General features: G+C 65.8%; 15 protein-coding genes. 9 read left to right on the forward strand and 6 right to left on the reverse strand.

The window, feature by feature from the left end:
* The first annotated feature begins 26 nt into the window (after positions 1 to 26).
* The 3 genes from M1D40_RS13460 to M1D40_RS13470 are packed head-to-tail and all read left to right on the forward strand — an operon-like array spanning position 27 to position 1240.
* Positions 27 to 641, forward strand: coding sequence for a TetR/AcrR family transcriptional regulator (locus M1D40_RS13460; RefSeq protein ID WP_341393498.1), 615 nt, complete (start codon positions 27 to 29; stop codon positions 639 to 641).
* Positions 642 to 687: 46 nt separating this feature from the next.
* The gene (locus M1D40_RS13465) at positions 688 to 912 is read left to right on the forward strand and encodes a DUF3107 domain-containing protein (protein WP_341393497.1); all 225 of its coding nucleotides are present in this window, start codon (positions 688 to 690) and stop codon (positions 910 to 912) included.
* 25 nt (positions 913 to 937) lie between these two features.
* Positions 938 to 1240 carry a hypothetical protein gene (locus M1D40_RS13470; protein WP_461169156.1) on the forward strand — a complete coding sequence of 101 codons (303 nt, stop codon included), beginning with the start codon at positions 938 to 940 and terminating at the stop codon, positions 1238 to 1240.
* 2 nt (positions 1241 to 1242) lie between these two features.
* Here M1D40_RS13470 and M1D40_RS13475 read toward each other — a convergent pair whose 3' ends face one another.
* Both M1D40_RS13475 and M1D40_RS13480 read right to left on the reverse strand, forming a co-directional pair.
* The gene (locus M1D40_RS13475) at positions 1243 to 1938 is read right to left on the reverse strand and encodes an SGNH/GDSL hydrolase family protein (protein ID WP_461169157.1); all 696 of its coding nucleotides are present in this window, start codon (positions 1936 to 1938) and stop codon (positions 1243 to 1245) included.
* Positions 1939 to 2110: 172 nt separating this feature from the next.
* Complete coding sequence (locus M1D40_RS13480; RefSeq protein ID WP_341393494.1) at positions 2111 to 2836, reverse strand: ferritin-like fold-containing protein; 726 nt, start codon at positions 2834 to 2836, stop codon at positions 2111 to 2113.
* Between the two features lie 384 nt (positions 2837 to 3220).
* Here M1D40_RS13480 and M1D40_RS13485 point away from each other — a divergent pair, with 384 nt between their 5' ends.
* Positions 3221 to 4849, forward strand: coding sequence for a DEAD/DEAH box helicase (locus tag M1D40_RS13485; RefSeq protein ID WP_341393745.1), 1629 nt, complete (start codon positions 3221 to 3223; stop codon positions 4847 to 4849).
* Between the two features lie 19 nt (positions 4850 to 4868).
* On the forward strand, positions 4869 to 5765 hold the full coding sequence (locus tag M1D40_RS13490) for a DNA-methyltransferase (RefSeq protein ID WP_341393493.1): 897 nt from the start codon (positions 4869 to 4871) through the stop codon (positions 5763 to 5765).
* A gap of 92 nt (positions 5766 to 5857) precedes the next feature.
* Here the strand turns inward: M1D40_RS13490 and M1D40_RS13495 are convergent, their stop codons facing one another.
* The 3 genes from M1D40_RS13495 to M1D40_RS13505 form a co-directional block, all read right to left on the reverse strand.
* Positions 5858 to 5989, reverse strand: coding sequence for a putative transporter small subunit (locus M1D40_RS13495; RefSeq protein WP_341393492.1), 132 nt, complete (start codon positions 5987 to 5989; stop codon positions 5858 to 5860).
* A 43-nt stretch (positions 5990 to 6032) separates the two neighbouring features.
* Positions 6033 to 7700, reverse strand: coding sequence for a sodium:solute symporter family protein (locus M1D40_RS13500; RefSeq protein ID WP_461171063.1), 1668 nt, complete (start codon positions 7698 to 7700; stop codon positions 6033 to 6035).
* Between the two features lie 396 nt (positions 7701 to 8096).
* Positions 8097 to 8945, reverse strand: a complete 849-nt coding sequence (locus M1D40_RS13505; RefSeq protein ID WP_461169158.1) for a PHP domain-containing protein — start codon at positions 8943 to 8945, stop codon at positions 8097 to 8099.
* A gap of 104 nt (positions 8946 to 9049) precedes the next feature.
* On the opposite strand from M1D40_RS13505, the gene M1D40_RS13510 reads away from it, so the two are divergent.
* The gene (locus M1D40_RS13510; RefSeq protein ID WP_445818871.1) at positions 9050 to 10648 is read left to right on the forward strand and encodes an aminopeptidase P family protein; all 1599 of its coding nucleotides are present in this window, start codon (positions 9050 to 9052) and stop codon (positions 10646 to 10648) included.
* 144 nt (positions 10649 to 10792) lie between these two features.
* Here M1D40_RS13510 and M1D40_RS13515 read toward each other — a convergent pair whose 3' ends face one another.
* The gene (locus M1D40_RS13515; RefSeq protein WP_341393490.1) at positions 10793 to 11773 is read right to left on the reverse strand and encodes a YflT domain-containing protein; all 981 of its coding nucleotides are present in this window, start codon (positions 11771 to 11773) and stop codon (positions 10793 to 10795) included.
* Positions 11774 to 11934: 161 nt separating this feature from the next.
* Here M1D40_RS13515 and M1D40_RS13520 point away from each other — a divergent pair, with 161 nt between their 5' ends.
* Genes M1D40_RS13520 through M1D40_RS13530 form a run of 3 tightly spaced genes read left to right on the forward strand, consistent with a single transcriptional unit; the run spans position 11935 to position 14964 of the window.
* Positions 11935 to 13218 carry a magnesium transporter gene (locus tag M1D40_RS13520; RefSeq protein WP_341393489.1) on the forward strand — a complete coding sequence of 428 codons (1284 nt, stop codon included), beginning with the start codon at positions 11935 to 11937 and terminating at the stop codon, positions 13216 to 13218.
* A complete protein-coding gene (locus M1D40_RS13525; RefSeq protein WP_341393488.1) occupies positions 13211 to 13819 on the forward strand; it encodes a DUF1003 domain-containing protein in 609 nt (202 codons plus the stop codon). Before M1D40_RS13520 ends, M1D40_RS13525 begins: the two co-directional genes overlap by 8 nt.
* Positions 13820 to 13821: 2 nt before the next feature.
* The gene (locus tag M1D40_RS13530; protein WP_461169159.1) at positions 13822 to 14964 is read left to right on the forward strand and encodes an Mrp/NBP35 family ATP-binding protein; all 1143 of its coding nucleotides are present in this window, start codon (positions 13822 to 13824) and stop codon (positions 14962 to 14964) included.
* Positions 14965 to 14983: the final 19 nt, after the last annotated feature.

Here is a 14983-nt window from a genome sequence, read left to right on the forward strand (position 1 = left end):
CCGGTGCCGTTGAGAGGTCCGAACACGTGAGCAACCAGCAAACCGGCAAATCCACCCGGCTCCCCCGGGAGGAACGCCGCCGCCAACTGCTGAGCGCCGCGCAGGAGGTTTTCGTCAGCAACGGTTTTCACGGGGCTGCCATGGATGACATCGCCGAAGCCGCACGCGTCAGCAAACCCGTGCTGTACCAGCACTTTCCGGGCAAGCGCGAGCTGTATCTGGCACTGCTGGAGAACCACCTCGGGACGCTGACGGAGTTCCTCACCTCGGCCCTGAACTCCACCACCGACAACAAGCTGCGCGTCCGCGAAACCATGCGGGCCTATTTCCGCTTCGTGGCACAGGACAGCCAGGGCCACCGGCTGGTCTTCGAATCGGACCTGACGAACGACGTCGAGGTCAGCGCCAGGATTGAAGAGTTCAACGCCCGGTTCGCCAGCAGCATCGCCGGGGTAATCGCCGAAGACACCAAGCTCTCGCCCGTGGAGGCCACTTTGCTGGGCCGGGGCCTTGCCGGAATGGCGCAGGTCAGCGCCCGTTACTGGCTGGAAACCGAAGGAGACCTGGACATCGATGCGGCCTCGGAACTCATTTACCGTTTAGCTTGGCGCGGAATCAGCCGGTTCCCCAAAGAGATCTAGAGTAGATTTCGAACCGGATACGTTCATTAATACAGGAGGCACCACGGTGGAAGTAAAAATCGGTATTCAGAATGTTGGCCGCGAGATTGTCTTTGAGTCGAGCCAGAGCGCCGAGGCCGTTGCCGATGTCGTGGCTGAGGCCCTCAACGCCAACAAGGAGCTGCGCCTGAAGGATGACAAGGGCAGGCTCATCATGGTTCCCGCCGGTGTCATCGGCTACGTGGAAATCGGCGCTGAAGAGGTACGGCGCGTCGGTTTCGGCGCCCTCTAGGCTCCAGGAACGGGCGGACGGGGAGATGGCCAGCCTGATTGTTGCCGCTGTTGCCTCCATGGCAGCCGGCTTCATCGTGTGGGGTGCTGACCGGCGCCGGTCCCGCTACGGCATCTTCCTGCTCCCGGGCCTGGCCCTGGCGGCCGGACTGTTGCTGTGGGTGGTGCTGCAGCTTGCCGGCGCGGGTTCCGATCCGGACCTGCACTGGCTTGTCTGGGCACTTCCCCCCGCTGCCGCCGCCGTCGCCGCCGTTGCAGGTGCCCTCATCGTGGGTCCGGCGCGCGAAGCGCAGGACACGGCTGATCTGGAACGGGTGCTGCGGCTTTAGCGTTACGGACCGCCCGGCTCGCCCGGGCCGGCGGCACCCGCGGCCAGCAGGAAGCCCAGTTCGCGGGCAAACACCCGGCCCGCCGCCCGGTGCCCGGCGGGCGTGAAGTGTCTTCCGTCCGGCTGCAGGAACTGGCCAAGGCCAAAGCGGGTCCACCAGTCCCCCACGGCAAGAAACTCCACCCCCTGATCCCCCGCCACCGAGGCGAGCAGTCTGTCCGCAGCGTGCCTGCTTCCGCCCGGGCCCGGCCCGGGACCGGAGGAAATGACTCCCACCATGACCAGCCGGGACAGCGGATACGTCCGTCGCATCTCGGTGATCATTTCTTCAGCTGCGCGGGCCAGCTCCTGGTCGGAGGCATAACCGACGTCGTTCCCTCCGCCCTGAAGCACCACCAGTTCGGGTTTTCCCTCCGGCAGCAGCCATTCCTTGCGCGTGAGCGCATCGTGGTACCTGCCCGTGGTGCCGGACGCTTTGGTGTAGCCCGTACCGCCGGCACCCCGCAGAACAGTGCGGTAGCCCAGCTCAGCCAGTCCGCGGTCCACCCACGTGCCGGCACCGGTCTGGGAATCACCGATGACCACGGCGGAAGGTCCGGTTCCGGTTCCGGCCAGCCTTTCCGAGCCCGGCGCGGAGAGCACCACGGCAGCGGCACCCATCCACAGGAAGCCCCGCCTGGCAACAGATGTCCTGTCCATTCCTCCCCCGTTGCTCACCCAAAAAACCCTGCGGTAATCCGCACGGTCGACGGCCTCATCAGCACTTGACCTGGTTGAACGGCAATCGGCCTGCTGATCAGTCCAAACCGGGGTCAAGACGGCGCTGAAGCGCCGTTTATGTGCAGGTTCAGGCAGTCAGGCAGTCAGGCAGTCAGGCAGTCAGGCCAAGCCTGCTCATGCGCCGCGAATGGTTGCGGGTTAGCGAAGCAAAGAGCGTTTTGACCTCATCCTCGTAGATGCCCTGCTCCGTGTCCTGCAGCAGTCCGCCCAAAACCGCCCGTTCGAGGACAACCCGCTGGGCCTGGGTCAGGGCTTCTCCAACCAGCCGCCGTCCCCACAGCGCCAGCCGCGAGGAGAGCCGCGGGTCATCGGAGAGCGCCTGCCGGAGCCGTTCCTCGAGGACCGCGCCGCTGGGCTCGGTTTCCTGCAGTCCCAGCACCAGCTCCGCCGTTACGGGGTCCAGGCGCGAGGCAACCGCCTGGTAGAAGTCGTCGGAAATGCCGTCCGTGACATAGAACTTCATCAGCGACTCAAACCAGTCCGCCGGCCGGGTCCGGTCGTGGAAGGCATCCACCGACGGCTGGAACGGCTGCATGGCGGTTTCGGGGTCAAGCCCCAGGGATCGAAGATGGCCGCTCACCCGTTCAAAGTGTTCGTATTCCCGCACGGCGAGCCGGCCCAGCACCGTCCGGTCGTGCAGCGTCGGCGAGAACCGGGCATCGGAGGACATGCGTTCAAAAGCCGACAGCTCGCCGTAGGCCATCACCCCGAAAAGGTCGGCGAGGAATCGCTGGTACAGCTCGGCGGCGTCAGGGGAAGAACCCCGCAGCTCCGGGCCCTGAAGGGCAAGGGGATCGGGACGGGTCCGGTTCGTCATGAAGTTCAGCGTACCGCCGGAGTCCGCCTGCGCGGCGCACCCGCCTCCAATGCGCGGTCAAAGGCGACCACCGGTTAGACTTGTTGGGTAGTAAAAGGATGCCCGGTCGTCTGATAGACCTTAGCCAGACCCGCAATACCTACGCGATCTTGATATTTTGGCCGCCGCCCGTGCCCGATGCACCGCGGCGGACCTGCAGTTGTTAGCCCGCGATCGGCTTCCGCTGGACGCATCATGCGCGCGCCATCCGCTCCGGTATGGGCTCTGACAGCCACTCGTCGAGCGTGGCGCCGCGATGCCTAACTGAACGGTATTTAATTGAACACTGAACTTCCCCAGGTGGACGACAAGCGCCACCTCACCGCTGATGACAGCAACGAAGCTCTGTCCCTGGCCGATTCCCTCGCCACGTCGCAGGCGGCCGCTGAAATCCCGGAGCTGACCTTCGCCGATTTCGGCGTGCGTGCCGACATTGTGCAGTCCCTCGCCGAGGCCGGAATCACCCACCCCTTCCCGATCCAGTCCATGACGCTTCCCGTTGCCCTGGGCGGCCATGACATCATCGGCCAGGCCAAGACGGGTACCGGCAAGACGCTGGGCTTCGGCATCCCCGCAATCCAGCGTGTCATTGCCCCGGACGACGAGGCCTATGCTTCCCTCGCCGTTCCCGGCGCACCGCAGGCTCTGATCGTGGTGCCCACCCGTGAGCTTGCCGTCCAGGTGGCCGGCGACCTTTCCACCGCAGCCAAGCGCCGCGGCGCCCGCATCGCCACGATCTACGGCGGACGCGCGTATGAACCCCAGATCGATGCCCTGACCGCCGGCGTGGAAATCGTCGTCGGAACCCCCGGCCGGCTGATCGACCTGTACAACAAGAAGCACCTCTCGCTGAAGAACGTCCGCATCGTGGTTCTCGACGAAGCCGACGAAATGCTGGACCTGGGCTTCCTGCCCGACGTCGAAACCCTGATGGCCGCCACCCCCGCCGTCCGCCAGACGCTGCTGTTCTCGGCCACCATGCCCGGCGCCGTCGTCGCCATGGCACGCCGGTACATGACCAAGCCCACCCACATCCGCGCCGCAGATCCGGATGACGAGGGGCTGACCAAGAAGGACATCCGCCAGGTTGTCTACCGCGCCCACAACCTCGACAAGAGCGAAGTGGTGTCCCGGATCCTGCAGGCAGAAGGCCGCGGCCGCACGATCATCTTCACCAAGACCAAGCGCACGGCCGCCAAGCTGTCGGAGGAGCTGACCGACCGCGGCTTCGCCGTGGCCGCCATGCACGGAGACCTGGGCCAGGGCGCCCGCGAGCAGGCCATGCGGGCCTTCCGCAACGAAAAGGTGGACGTCCTCGTCGCCACGGACGTCGCCGCCCGCGGGATCGACGTCGACGACGTCACCCACGTCATCAACTACCAGTGCCCCGAAGACGAAAAGACCTACCTGCACCGCGTGGGCCGCACCGGCCGCGCCGGCAACAAGGGCACCGCAGTGACCTTCGTGGACTGGGACGACGTTCCCCGGTGGGGCCTGATCAACAAGGCCCTGGGCCTGGACCAGGCCGAGCCCGTGGAGACCTATTCCTCCTCCCCGCACCTCTACACGGACCTGAACATTCCCGCAGGCACCAAGGGCCGGCTGCCGCGCAACAAGCGCACGCACGCCGGGATCAACGCCGAGCAGATCGAGGATCTGGGCGAGACCGGCAAGAAGAACGCTGCAGCGCCGTCCCGTGACGGTGCCCGCGGAGGCGATCGGTCACGCGGCGGTACCCGCGGCGACCGTCCCCGCGGCGGCGACCGCACGCGAAGCAGCGACCGCCCGCGGTCGGAGAAGCGGGACAATCCCCGCCGCTCGGACGGCGAAACGGCTGCCGCCCCGGCACAGAAGGCTGATGCTCCCGCAGCTGCCTCAACCGACGCGTCGGCCGAGCGTCCCCGCCGCAGCCGTACGCGCACCCGCCGCCGCAACGGTGAAGTGGTCGGCGACACCGCCCGCGCAGCCGAATAGCACGGCAGCGCAACAGCCCATGAGCACACCCCTTTGGTCGCCGGACGGCAGGTCGCTGGTGGTCCACGCGGACAACGCAGTGTTCCTGCCGACCCTGCCGGACGGCGCCTTCACCATGATCTACGTGGATCCCCCGTTCAACACGGGCCGGTCGCAGCGGAGGCAGCAGACCACCATGGTCCGCAGCGCCAACGGCACCGGCGACCGGGTCGGGTTCAAAGGCCGCAGCTACAGCACGGTCAAGGGCCTGCTTTCCAGTTACGACGACGCCTTCGAGGACTACTGGGCGTTCCTGGAACCGCGGCTGGCCGAAGCCTGGCGTCTCCTGGCCGACGACGGCACGCTGTACGTGCACCTGGATTACCGGGAAGTGCACTACGCCAAGGTCATGCTGGACGCCCTCTTCGGCAGGGACTGCTTCCTCAACGAAATTATCTGGGCCTATGACTACGGCGGCCGGGCCAAGAACCGCTGGCCGGCCAAGCACGACAACATCCTCGTCTATGTCAAGAATCCGGCTGCCTACCACTTCGACAACACCGAGGTGGACCGGGAACCGTACATGGCGCCGGGCCTGGTCACCCCTGAGAAGGTAGCCCTCGGGAAGCTTCCCACGGATGTCTGGTGGCATACCATCGTCTCGCCCACGGGCAAGGAGAAGACCGGCTATCCGACCCAGAAACCCGAGGGCCTGCTCCGCCGCACCGTGGCCGCCAGCAGCCGCGAGGGTGATTGGGTGCTGGACTTCTTTGCCGGTTCCGGCACCCTGGGTGCCGTTGCAGCAAAGCTGAACCGGAAATTTGTCTGCGTGGATGCGAATCCGCAGGCCATCGAGGTGATGGCCAACCGGCTCGGGCACGCTGCCGACCTCGTCCCGGCCGAAGCAGTGGCCGCTGCGGCGGTAACCGCGAGGTAGCAGCCAGGTCAGTCAAAAGGGCGCCGGGTCCGCAGGAAATATCCTGCAGACCCGGCGCCCTTTACGCGCTTTTCGCGCTCCGGCCGGCATCGTTAGATGATGCTGCGGCCTTCCCTCCGGGCCTGCGCCCAGTCGCGGAAAAATGCACGGGAAATCTGGACGAGGATTCCAGCCACGAGGACGGGCCAGACCAGGACGTAGACGGTAAGCCAAAATGTAGCCATGGTGATGCTCTCCTTAGGGGGGATGGGGCCGGGGCTGCGGGAATCAGGCCCGGGGCAGGGCGGCGGCCGGGACTTCTTCCACCGGGCGCTTGTCGAAGTCGCCTATGCGCTGCCGGATCAGGTCGAAGTCGAAGTCCGAGGTGCTGCGTACAGACATCAGGAAGCAGACAACGGTGCTGACTGCGTAGGCAGCCAGTGAGCCGGTCAAGACCTCGTAGTCATGCAGGAACCCCATGACAAATGGCGCTGCCGCTGCGGCCGCTGCCGCCCCGATGATCAGGGCCGGCTTGAGCCCGAAGAAGCCGAAGGCCATCAGACCCAGGACAACTCCCACGCCGACCACCGACACTGCGTCGAAGACATAACCGATGGAGCCGTCCATGGGGAACCAGCCGAAGCGCACCGGGATGAAGACCGCGAGGGCTGCCAGCACTGAGACGGTAAACGCCATGTTGGTGACCTTTTTCCAGTAGAAGCTGGCCAGCACGGGAAATACCAGGGCACCCCACAGCGCGCCCACAAACACCAGCAGATCAAGGATGTTCATCTGTCCGCTGGCGAAATACAGGCCCGCGCCGGTCGCGACCACCATGGAGAGGCGTCCGATCAGCAGCATGGTCTTGGGGTTGGCCTTCCCCGGCTTGGCGATGTTCTGGCCGTAGACGTCCGCCATCATGATGGAGGACAGGGCCGAAAGATCGGAGTCCGCAGTGGAGGAAAGCGACCCGAGGATCATGATGAAGAAGACCCCCAGCAGGACCGGCCCAAGGTAGGTGGAGGCCATTTGCGGGATGATGTTGTTCAGGTCCGAGTCCATCGGGCTGATTCCCAGGTACAGGGCCATGACCCCGAGCATGCCGATGCCGATCACCGTCGCCCCGTAGCCGATAGTGGCCGTCACGAAGGTCTTTTTGATCATGTCCTCGCGCACCGCGAACAGCCGCTGGGCGATGGTCTGGTTGCCGATAGCGTAGGCCAGGACCGCCGCAATGTACGGGGCGCCCTGGTTGAGGAACGCTTCGGAAGAAAAGAAGTTCGACTGCTCCGGCGTCAGGTTTGCCGCGCCGGACTCAAACATGGACGGTCCGCCCGCAGCGAAGAAGATCACCGGAATGATGATGACGACGGCTCCGAGCATCGCGACGACCTGGGCGAAGTCCGTCAGGACCGAGGCCCGGAAGCCGGACCACAGTGTGTAGAGCAGGACTCCCGCGGCTACGGCAACAATCCCCTGCTGAAAGCTGAAGGGTGAAAGCAGGGCAACGAGGGCACCGCCGGCAATGAAGTTTGAGGTCAGCGAGATGACGCTGCCAACCACGTTGGATCCGGCCAGCATCAGCTGGCTTGATTTTCCGTGCCGGGCGCGCATGACCTCAGCCAGCGTGTGGGCTTTGGGCGCTACCTTGCGGATCCGTTTGCCGAACGGGTAGATGAACAGAATCATCAGGGCGCCCCACAGCCCGTAGTGGATGGGCCCGGAAATCCCGTAGGTGTATCCGGAGGTCGCGGAGGCATACATGGATGACGCCCAGATCCAGGTGGCCGTCATGCTTGCGGCCGATACGCCGAACCCCACTTTGTTGCCGGCGGTCATGTAACCGTCTGCATTTTCCTTCTTTTTCCCTATCAGCGTGGACATAAGGAATGTTCCGCCATAAAAAAGGACGAACAGTGTAATTACTGTCCATCCCCCCAATTGATAAAAATCCATTCCTTCGTCGGGCACATTTTCCTCTCAGCCGCGGCAAAAGCCCGCCGCGGGTTTTTGATGCAAAAGGCCGTCAACCGCACTCCGGCGGGCCTGTGGATGGAGGCAGGCGCTGCAGGGCGGATGTCGTGAATGCTGATATCCGTTGACGGGCGGCCTTCATCGGGGCAGCAGCGCGCGAGCGTCGCCGTAATACGGTGAGCGAAGGCTCAAACCGCGGCGGGCAGCTGCACAGCCGCCCGGAGAATTGCCCTGGGGCATCCATCAGACGGTGTCCCCCAGAACCTCGCCTGACTTTTACAAGCTAGCAGGTCTGCTGCATGAATCAGCAACTGTGCATAAATAATTCCGGGAAATTCCTGCATTTACCCTGCAGCGCATTATGTCCCCGCGGTCTCTTTAGCTTCTAACGACGCCGGTTCCGGTGGCCAGCGATGCTATTTTCTCCAGGACCTCCGGCTCGGTGGTGAATTCCCCCAGCCGGTTTGGCTTGCCCGTCCCGTGGTAGTCGCTGGAGCCGGTGACCAGCAGCGAGTTCTCCTGTGCCAGCTGCTGCAGCCAGGCTCGTCCTTCGGGCGGATTGTCCCGGTGGTTAACCTCAACACCCAGCAATCCGGCGTCGATCATCTCGTGGAAAGTCGCCTCGCCCACCACCCGGCCCCGCGAGGATGCCACGGGATGCGCAAACACCGGCACGCCTCCGGCCTGCCGGATCAGCTCCACGGCCCGGGCCGGGTCCGGTGCGTAGTGGGCAACAAAGTACCGCGACCGGGCGGTAAGGATGCCGGAGAAGGCTGCGGAACGGTTCGGGACCACGCCCGCTGTCACCAGCGCATCCGCAATGTGCGGGCGGCCAATCGTCGCTCCGGGGGCAACATGTTCCTGGACCAGTTCCCAGTTGATGGGAAAGTCCTCGGCCAGGCGCTGGACCATCAGCTCCGCCCGCGACACCCGGGCTGACCGCGACCGGGCGATCTCAGCCAGCAGCCCGGGGTGCGCGGGATCGTGCAGATAGGAGAGGACGTGCACGCTGATCCCTTCGCTGCTGCGGCAGGACACCTCCATGCCCGGCACCAGGGTCAGCCCCAGCGCCCGGGCAGCCTCCCCTGCTTCTTCCCACCCGGCCGTGGAATCGTGGTCCGTCAGCGCCACGGCGTCGAGCCCTGCCTCTGCGGCGGAGCGCATAACTTCCGCCGGCGGCTGGGTCCCGTCGGAAACGGTTGAGTGGGTGTGCAGGTCGATTCTCACCTCCTCAATCTACTTGGTTCTCCCGGGCGCCGGGCTACCCGCGCCGAGGGGGCCAGGCGGCGGAGATGTTTGGCGGCCCCGGGCGGCAGTGAGACCATGGAGGGGTGACTACTGATGCGAATCCACTGACCACCGCTGATACGTCCGGACTCGGAGAGTTGTCCGAAGGGCAGCCCCTGGATGACCGCGTAAACAACCGCTCCCAGAAGCCCTCCAACGAGGCCTACAAGGCGTTCATGGCCACCGGCTGGGCCGAGGACAACGCAGAGCTTCCCGCCCGCGCCGAGGTTGCACCGTACGCGGCCAAGCGCCGCCGCGCGCTGTCCGAACGGTTCCCGGGCGAACGGCTCGTGATCCCGGCCGGGCCGTTGAAGGTCCGGTCCAACGACACCGATTACCGCTTCCGTCCGCACTCCGGGTTTGCGCACCTGACCGGCCTGGGCCTGGATCAGGAGCCGGACGCCATCCTGGTGATGGAGCCGGTGGAGCCGGGAACGGGCGACGACGGCGGCAACCACACCGCGGTCCTGTACTTCCGCCCGCTGGCCGGCACTGACAGCGAAGAGTTCTACTCGAACGCCCGCTACGGTGCTTTCTGGATCGGCTCCCGGCTGGGCCTGGAACAGGTCAGCGCCCTGCTGGACCTGCCGACGCGCCACTTGGACGAAGTCGAAACGGCCATCACGTCCAATGTCGGCGACCCGACGTTCGGCGGAATCTCTGTTCGCCTGCTGCGCAAGGTCGACGAAATGGTAGATGCCCTGGTGGACACGGTCCGCTACAACACGGCCATGGATCCTGAGAACGCGGACCTGAGTGCGCTCGACGCCCTGGACGGGGAACTCACCGAGGCGCTGTCCGAACTGCGCCTGATCAAGGACGCCTGGGAAATCAAGCAGATGGAAGCCGCCGTGGCGGCCACTGTCAACGGTTTCACCGAAGTCATCAAGGCTCTCCCCCGGGCCATCGCCCATCCCCGCGGCGAACGCGTTGTTGAAGGCGCGTTCTTTGCGCGTGCCCGCGAAGAAGGCAACGACCTCGGCTACGACACCATCGCCGCGGCCGGCAACAACGCCACCGTCCTGCACTGGATCCGCAACAACGGCACCGTCAACGCCGGCGAGCTCCTGCTCCTGGACGCCGGTGTGGAAGCAGACAGCCTCTACACCGCCGACATCACCCGCACAGTGCCGGTCAACGGCAGCTACTCCCCCGTTCAGCGCAAGATCTACCAGGCTGTCCTGGATGCTGCCGATGCAGGCTTCGCCGCTGCCAAGCCGGGCGCCAAGTTCCGTGACGTCCACGCCGCAGCCGTCCGGGTCCTGGCCGAACGGCTCGACAGCTGGGGGCTGCTTCCCGTGCCGCTGGAGGAAGCACTCTCCGACGAGGGCCAGCAGCACCGCCGCTGGATGCCGCACGGCACCAGCCACCACCTCGGCATGGATGTCCACGACTGCGCGCAGGCCCGCAAGGACCTGTACCTGGACGGCGTCATCACCGAGGGCATGGTCTTCACCATTGAACCGGGCCTGTACTTCAAGAACGAGGACATGACCGTTCCGGAGGAGTACCGCGGCATTGGTGTCCGGATTGAGGATGACATCCTCATCACGGCCGACGGACCCGTCAACCTCAGCTCAGCGCTGCCGCGCAACCCGGAGGACGTCGAGAACTGGATGGCCGGCCTGTACGCAGCCGAATAGACTGCCCGCTCCCCCGCCCGTAGAAGCTGCGAGCGGCCGCATAACAAAAGCAGTACATGAAAGAGGCTCCGCACCCTTGGGGTGCGGAGCCTCTTTCATGCTTTTCGGCGGTGGTTCCTGCTGCTAGCGCTTATCGTTGCTCTGCTAGCGCTTGTCGTTGCTGCTGGCACTGCCGGCGGTGTCGTCCCGGGTTCCGGCGCCGGTGTCCTGCTCCGGGGCGGTTCCGGGTGCATGCGCTCCGGCGGATTCAGAGCCGCGCTCCCCGGCAGCGGTGTCTTCAGCGGCCTGCGGAGCCGGAGCCGGAGGAAGCCGCACGCCGTACTGCGGCCGGCCGTCCGGGAGATCGGGGAACTGGCCCCGGGGCACCGTTCCGGTCTGGGCCGGCGATGCCGGGGCACCCTGCGGGCTGCCGGCGGCGTCCTGCCCGGCTCCGTCCTGGCCTGCCGGGGCGGGCTGCTGCGGATTGGTTGCCTGCCCATAGGGGTTGGCCCAGCTTGCCGGACGCTCCGGAGCGGCACCCTGCTGCGGACCCTGCTGCGGGTTCTGTCCCTGGTACGGCCCCTGGCCGCTCTGGTAGGGCGGCGCGCCCTGGTACGGGGGGCGGTTCTGCGGGGGCTGCGGGTGGCCGTGCTGTCCGATCATCGGCAGCTGCTGCAGCAGCCGGCGGGCATCATTGGCGGCCTGCGGCGCAACAATGACGTCGTAGCTGGTGGCGACCACCTGGCTGATGGAGGTGAAATCGCGCCGGCCGCGCTGCAGGGCATAGGCCAGCACCCCGAAGAGCAGCCAGAAAACCGCACCCAGCGCCATGGAGGGAAGCAGGGAGATATAGGACTCCCCGCCGGCAAACAGCATCAGGGCCAGACCGACAAACAATCCGAACCAGGCGCCGGTCGCCGCCGAGGACAGCGCTACCTTCGGGTAGGACAACCTGCCGGTCACCCGCTCCACCGATTTCAGTTCGTTGCCGATGATCGAGACCATCTGAACCGGGAACTTGCTGTCTGCCAGATAGTCCACCGCTTTCTGGGCGTCGAGGTAGGCGGTGTAGCGGCCCACCGTCTCACCCTGGGGCAGGCTGCGGCCTTCATCGCGTGGCGGCTTTGAACCGAAGAGGTTAGACATTCTTCCATTCTGTCCCACTTCCCGCCCCGGCGGTGGCTGTATCGCTTGAAGTGAACGGTCTCCGCGGCAGTTCCCGCAGGCCGGTGGTTCCCTGAACCGTGCTGCCTCCGCTGCCCAGGCCAAATACGGCGGAAGCGCCGGGCACCACGTAGCCTAAGAATGTGAGCAAAAATCCTACCCGTGTCTTCATTGCACGCCTGCTCGGCCTCGACGTCTTTGACCCTTTGGGCGACCGCCTGGGCCGGCTGCGCGACGCCGTCGTGCTGGACCGCGGTCCCGGCCGCCCGCCGCAGGCCGTGGGCATTGTGGTGGAAGTACCCGGGAAGAAACGGGTTTTTGTTCCGATTACGCGCATCACCTCCATGGATCCCAGCCAGATCATCTGCACCGGGCTGGTGAATCTGCGCCGTTTTGAACAGCGCGGGGCGGAGATGCTCGTCGTGGCCGAGCTCTTCGACCGCAAGGTCCTCCTCCGTGACGGGAGCGGCGAAGCAACCATCGAAGACATTGCCATCGAGCAGAACCGTGCCGGCGACTGGCACGTCTCCAACCTGTTTGTCCGCCGCGGCGGTTCCCCCTCCCGGCTGCGGTCCCTTCGCCGGCGCGGGGAACCGATCATCATCGACTGGGCGGACATCTTCCACTGGGACGTCAGCGGCCCGCAGGCAGCAACCCAGTTCGTCGCGCAGAATGATGACCTGAAGGCCGCGGACTTCGCCGAGGCCCTGCATGAGATGAGCGGCAAGCGCCGGATCGAAGTGGCCAGCGAGCTCCAGGATGAACGGCTTGCCGACGTGCTGCAGGAACTTCCGGACGACGACCAGGTGCAGATCCTGCAGTCGCTGAACGTGGAGCGTGCCGCTGACGTTCTCGAGGAAATGGATCCCGACGACGCCGCCGACCTCCTGAACGAGCTTCCCGAGGAGCAGAAGGAAGAGCTGCTGCAGCTCATGGAGCCCGAAGACGCCCGCGATGTGCGGCGCCTGATGCAGTATGAGGAGGATACCGCCGGTTCGCTGATGACTCCGGTCCCGGTGATCCTGCCGCCGGAGGCAACCGTGGCGGAAGCACTCGCGCATGTCCGCAGGGAGGAGCTGACACCGGCCCTGGCCTCCTCGATCTATGTGTGCCGGCCGCCGCTGGAGACGCCCACGGGACGGTACCTCGGCGTCGTGCATATCCAGCAGCTGCTGCGGTCGGCTCCGCCCGAAGCGCTGGGCAATATCCTTGATACAGATTTGGAGCCGGTGCGGGACTACGCGAGTATCAGCGAAGTGTCCCGCATGCTGGCCACCTACAACCTCAATTCGCTGCCGGTCGTGAACGACGGCGGCCGCCTTGTGGGAGCAGTGACAGTGGACGATGTCCTTGACCATCTGCTTCCCGACGACTGGCGTGCCTCTGACGATGCACCAACCGCAAAGCAGGGAAGGACACATGGCTGAAAGAGTAAAGTCCCAGACCAGCGGCCTGGACACCCCCCGGACCGCCCGCACGCGCTGGCTGCCCCGGCTCTCTCCCAACCCCGATGCCTTCGGTCATGCCACCGAGAACTTCGCTCGGTTCATGGGAACGCCAACGTTCCTCGTGTACATGACGGTCTTCTGCGCCGTCTGGCTGATCTGGAACACCTGGGGTCCGGAGCCGCTGCGTTTCGACAACGTGGCCCTGGGCTTCACCCTGCTGACCCTGATGCTCTCCCTGCAGGCGTCCTACGCGGCGCCGCTGCTGCTGCTTGCCCAGAACCGGCAGGACGACCGCGACCGGGTCTCGGTGCGCCAGGACCGGGAACGCGCCGAGCGCAACCTGATGGACACCGAATACCTGACGCGGGAGATCGCCGAACTGCGGATTGCCCTGCGCGAGGTTGCCACCCGTGACTACGTGCGCTCCGAGCTCCGAAGCCTGCTCGAGGAACTGCTGGAGGCCAACGAGGCAAACGACGACGGACAGGGGCAGGGACGGCGGACAACACGCCGGCGCCACTCCGAGTCCGGGGCCACGGACAGCATGCCCAAACTCAACCCCGGCGGGAGGGAAGGCTAAGGATGGCGGCAGTACAGCAGACCGCTGACCGGGCCCTCGCCGCGTTGGGCTCCGTCCTGGACCCGGAACTTCGGCGCCCGATCACTGAGCTGGGCATGGTCACCGGGGTGTCGGTGAACGACGACGGCGCCGCCTCCGTGGGCATCCTGCTGACCATCGCCGGTTGCCCTCTCCACGAGACCATCACCGCCGACGTCGAGCGCGCCCTGGCCGCGGTCGACGGGGTCAGCAGCGTCCGGGTGGACCTGGGCGTGATGAACGCCGAACAGCGCGCGGCGCTGAAGGAAATGCTGCGCGGACCCGGCGGAACAAAGGACATTCCCTTCAACCGCCCGGGTTCCCTGACCCGCGTGTACGCGGTGGCCAGCGGCAAGGGCGGGGTGGGCAAGTCCAGTGTCACGGTCAATCTCGCCGCTGCCATGGCAGCTTCGGGGCTGCGCGTGGGGATTGTCGACGCCGATGTCCACGGGTTCTCCGTTCCGGGGCTGCTGGGCATCACCCAGCCGCCCACGCGGGTGGATGAAATGATCCTTCCGCCCGTGGCGTACGGGATCAAGACCATTTCCATCGGCATGTTCGTGTCCGGCAACGCCCCGGTCGCCTGGCGCGGACCCATGCTGCACCGGGCCCTGGAGCAGTTCCTGACGGATGTCTACTTCGGGGACCTGGACGTGCTGTTCCTTGACCTGCCGCCGGGAACCGGGGATATTGCCATTTCGGTGGCGCAGCTCCTGCCGCAGTCGGAGATCCTCGTGATCACGACGCCCCAGGCCGCAGCCGCCGACGTCGCTGAACGCGCCGGATCCGTCGCTTCGCAGACCGGGCAAAGCGTGGCCGGAGTCATTGAAAACATGTCCTGGCTGCAGCTGCCCACCGGGGAGAGGATGGAGCTGTTCGGTTCAGGCGGCGGCAGTATTGTCGCCAAACGCCTCACCGAAGCCCTGGGCAAGGAGATTCCCCTGCTCGGCAGCATCCCGCTGGATGTGGAGCTGCGGACGGGAGGGGATGCCGGATTGCCGGTGGTGCTCACGGAGTCCGCGTCAGCCGAGGGATCGGCGGGGGCTGAACTCCGCCGCATCGCCGCGGCCCTGGCCCGGCGTCCGCGCGGACTGTCCGGCCTGAAGCTGGACGTCACCCCGCGCTGACAGCCGGAGGCCGGGCTGG

This window comes from Arthrobacter sp. Z1-15 (genome assembly GCF_054792395.1).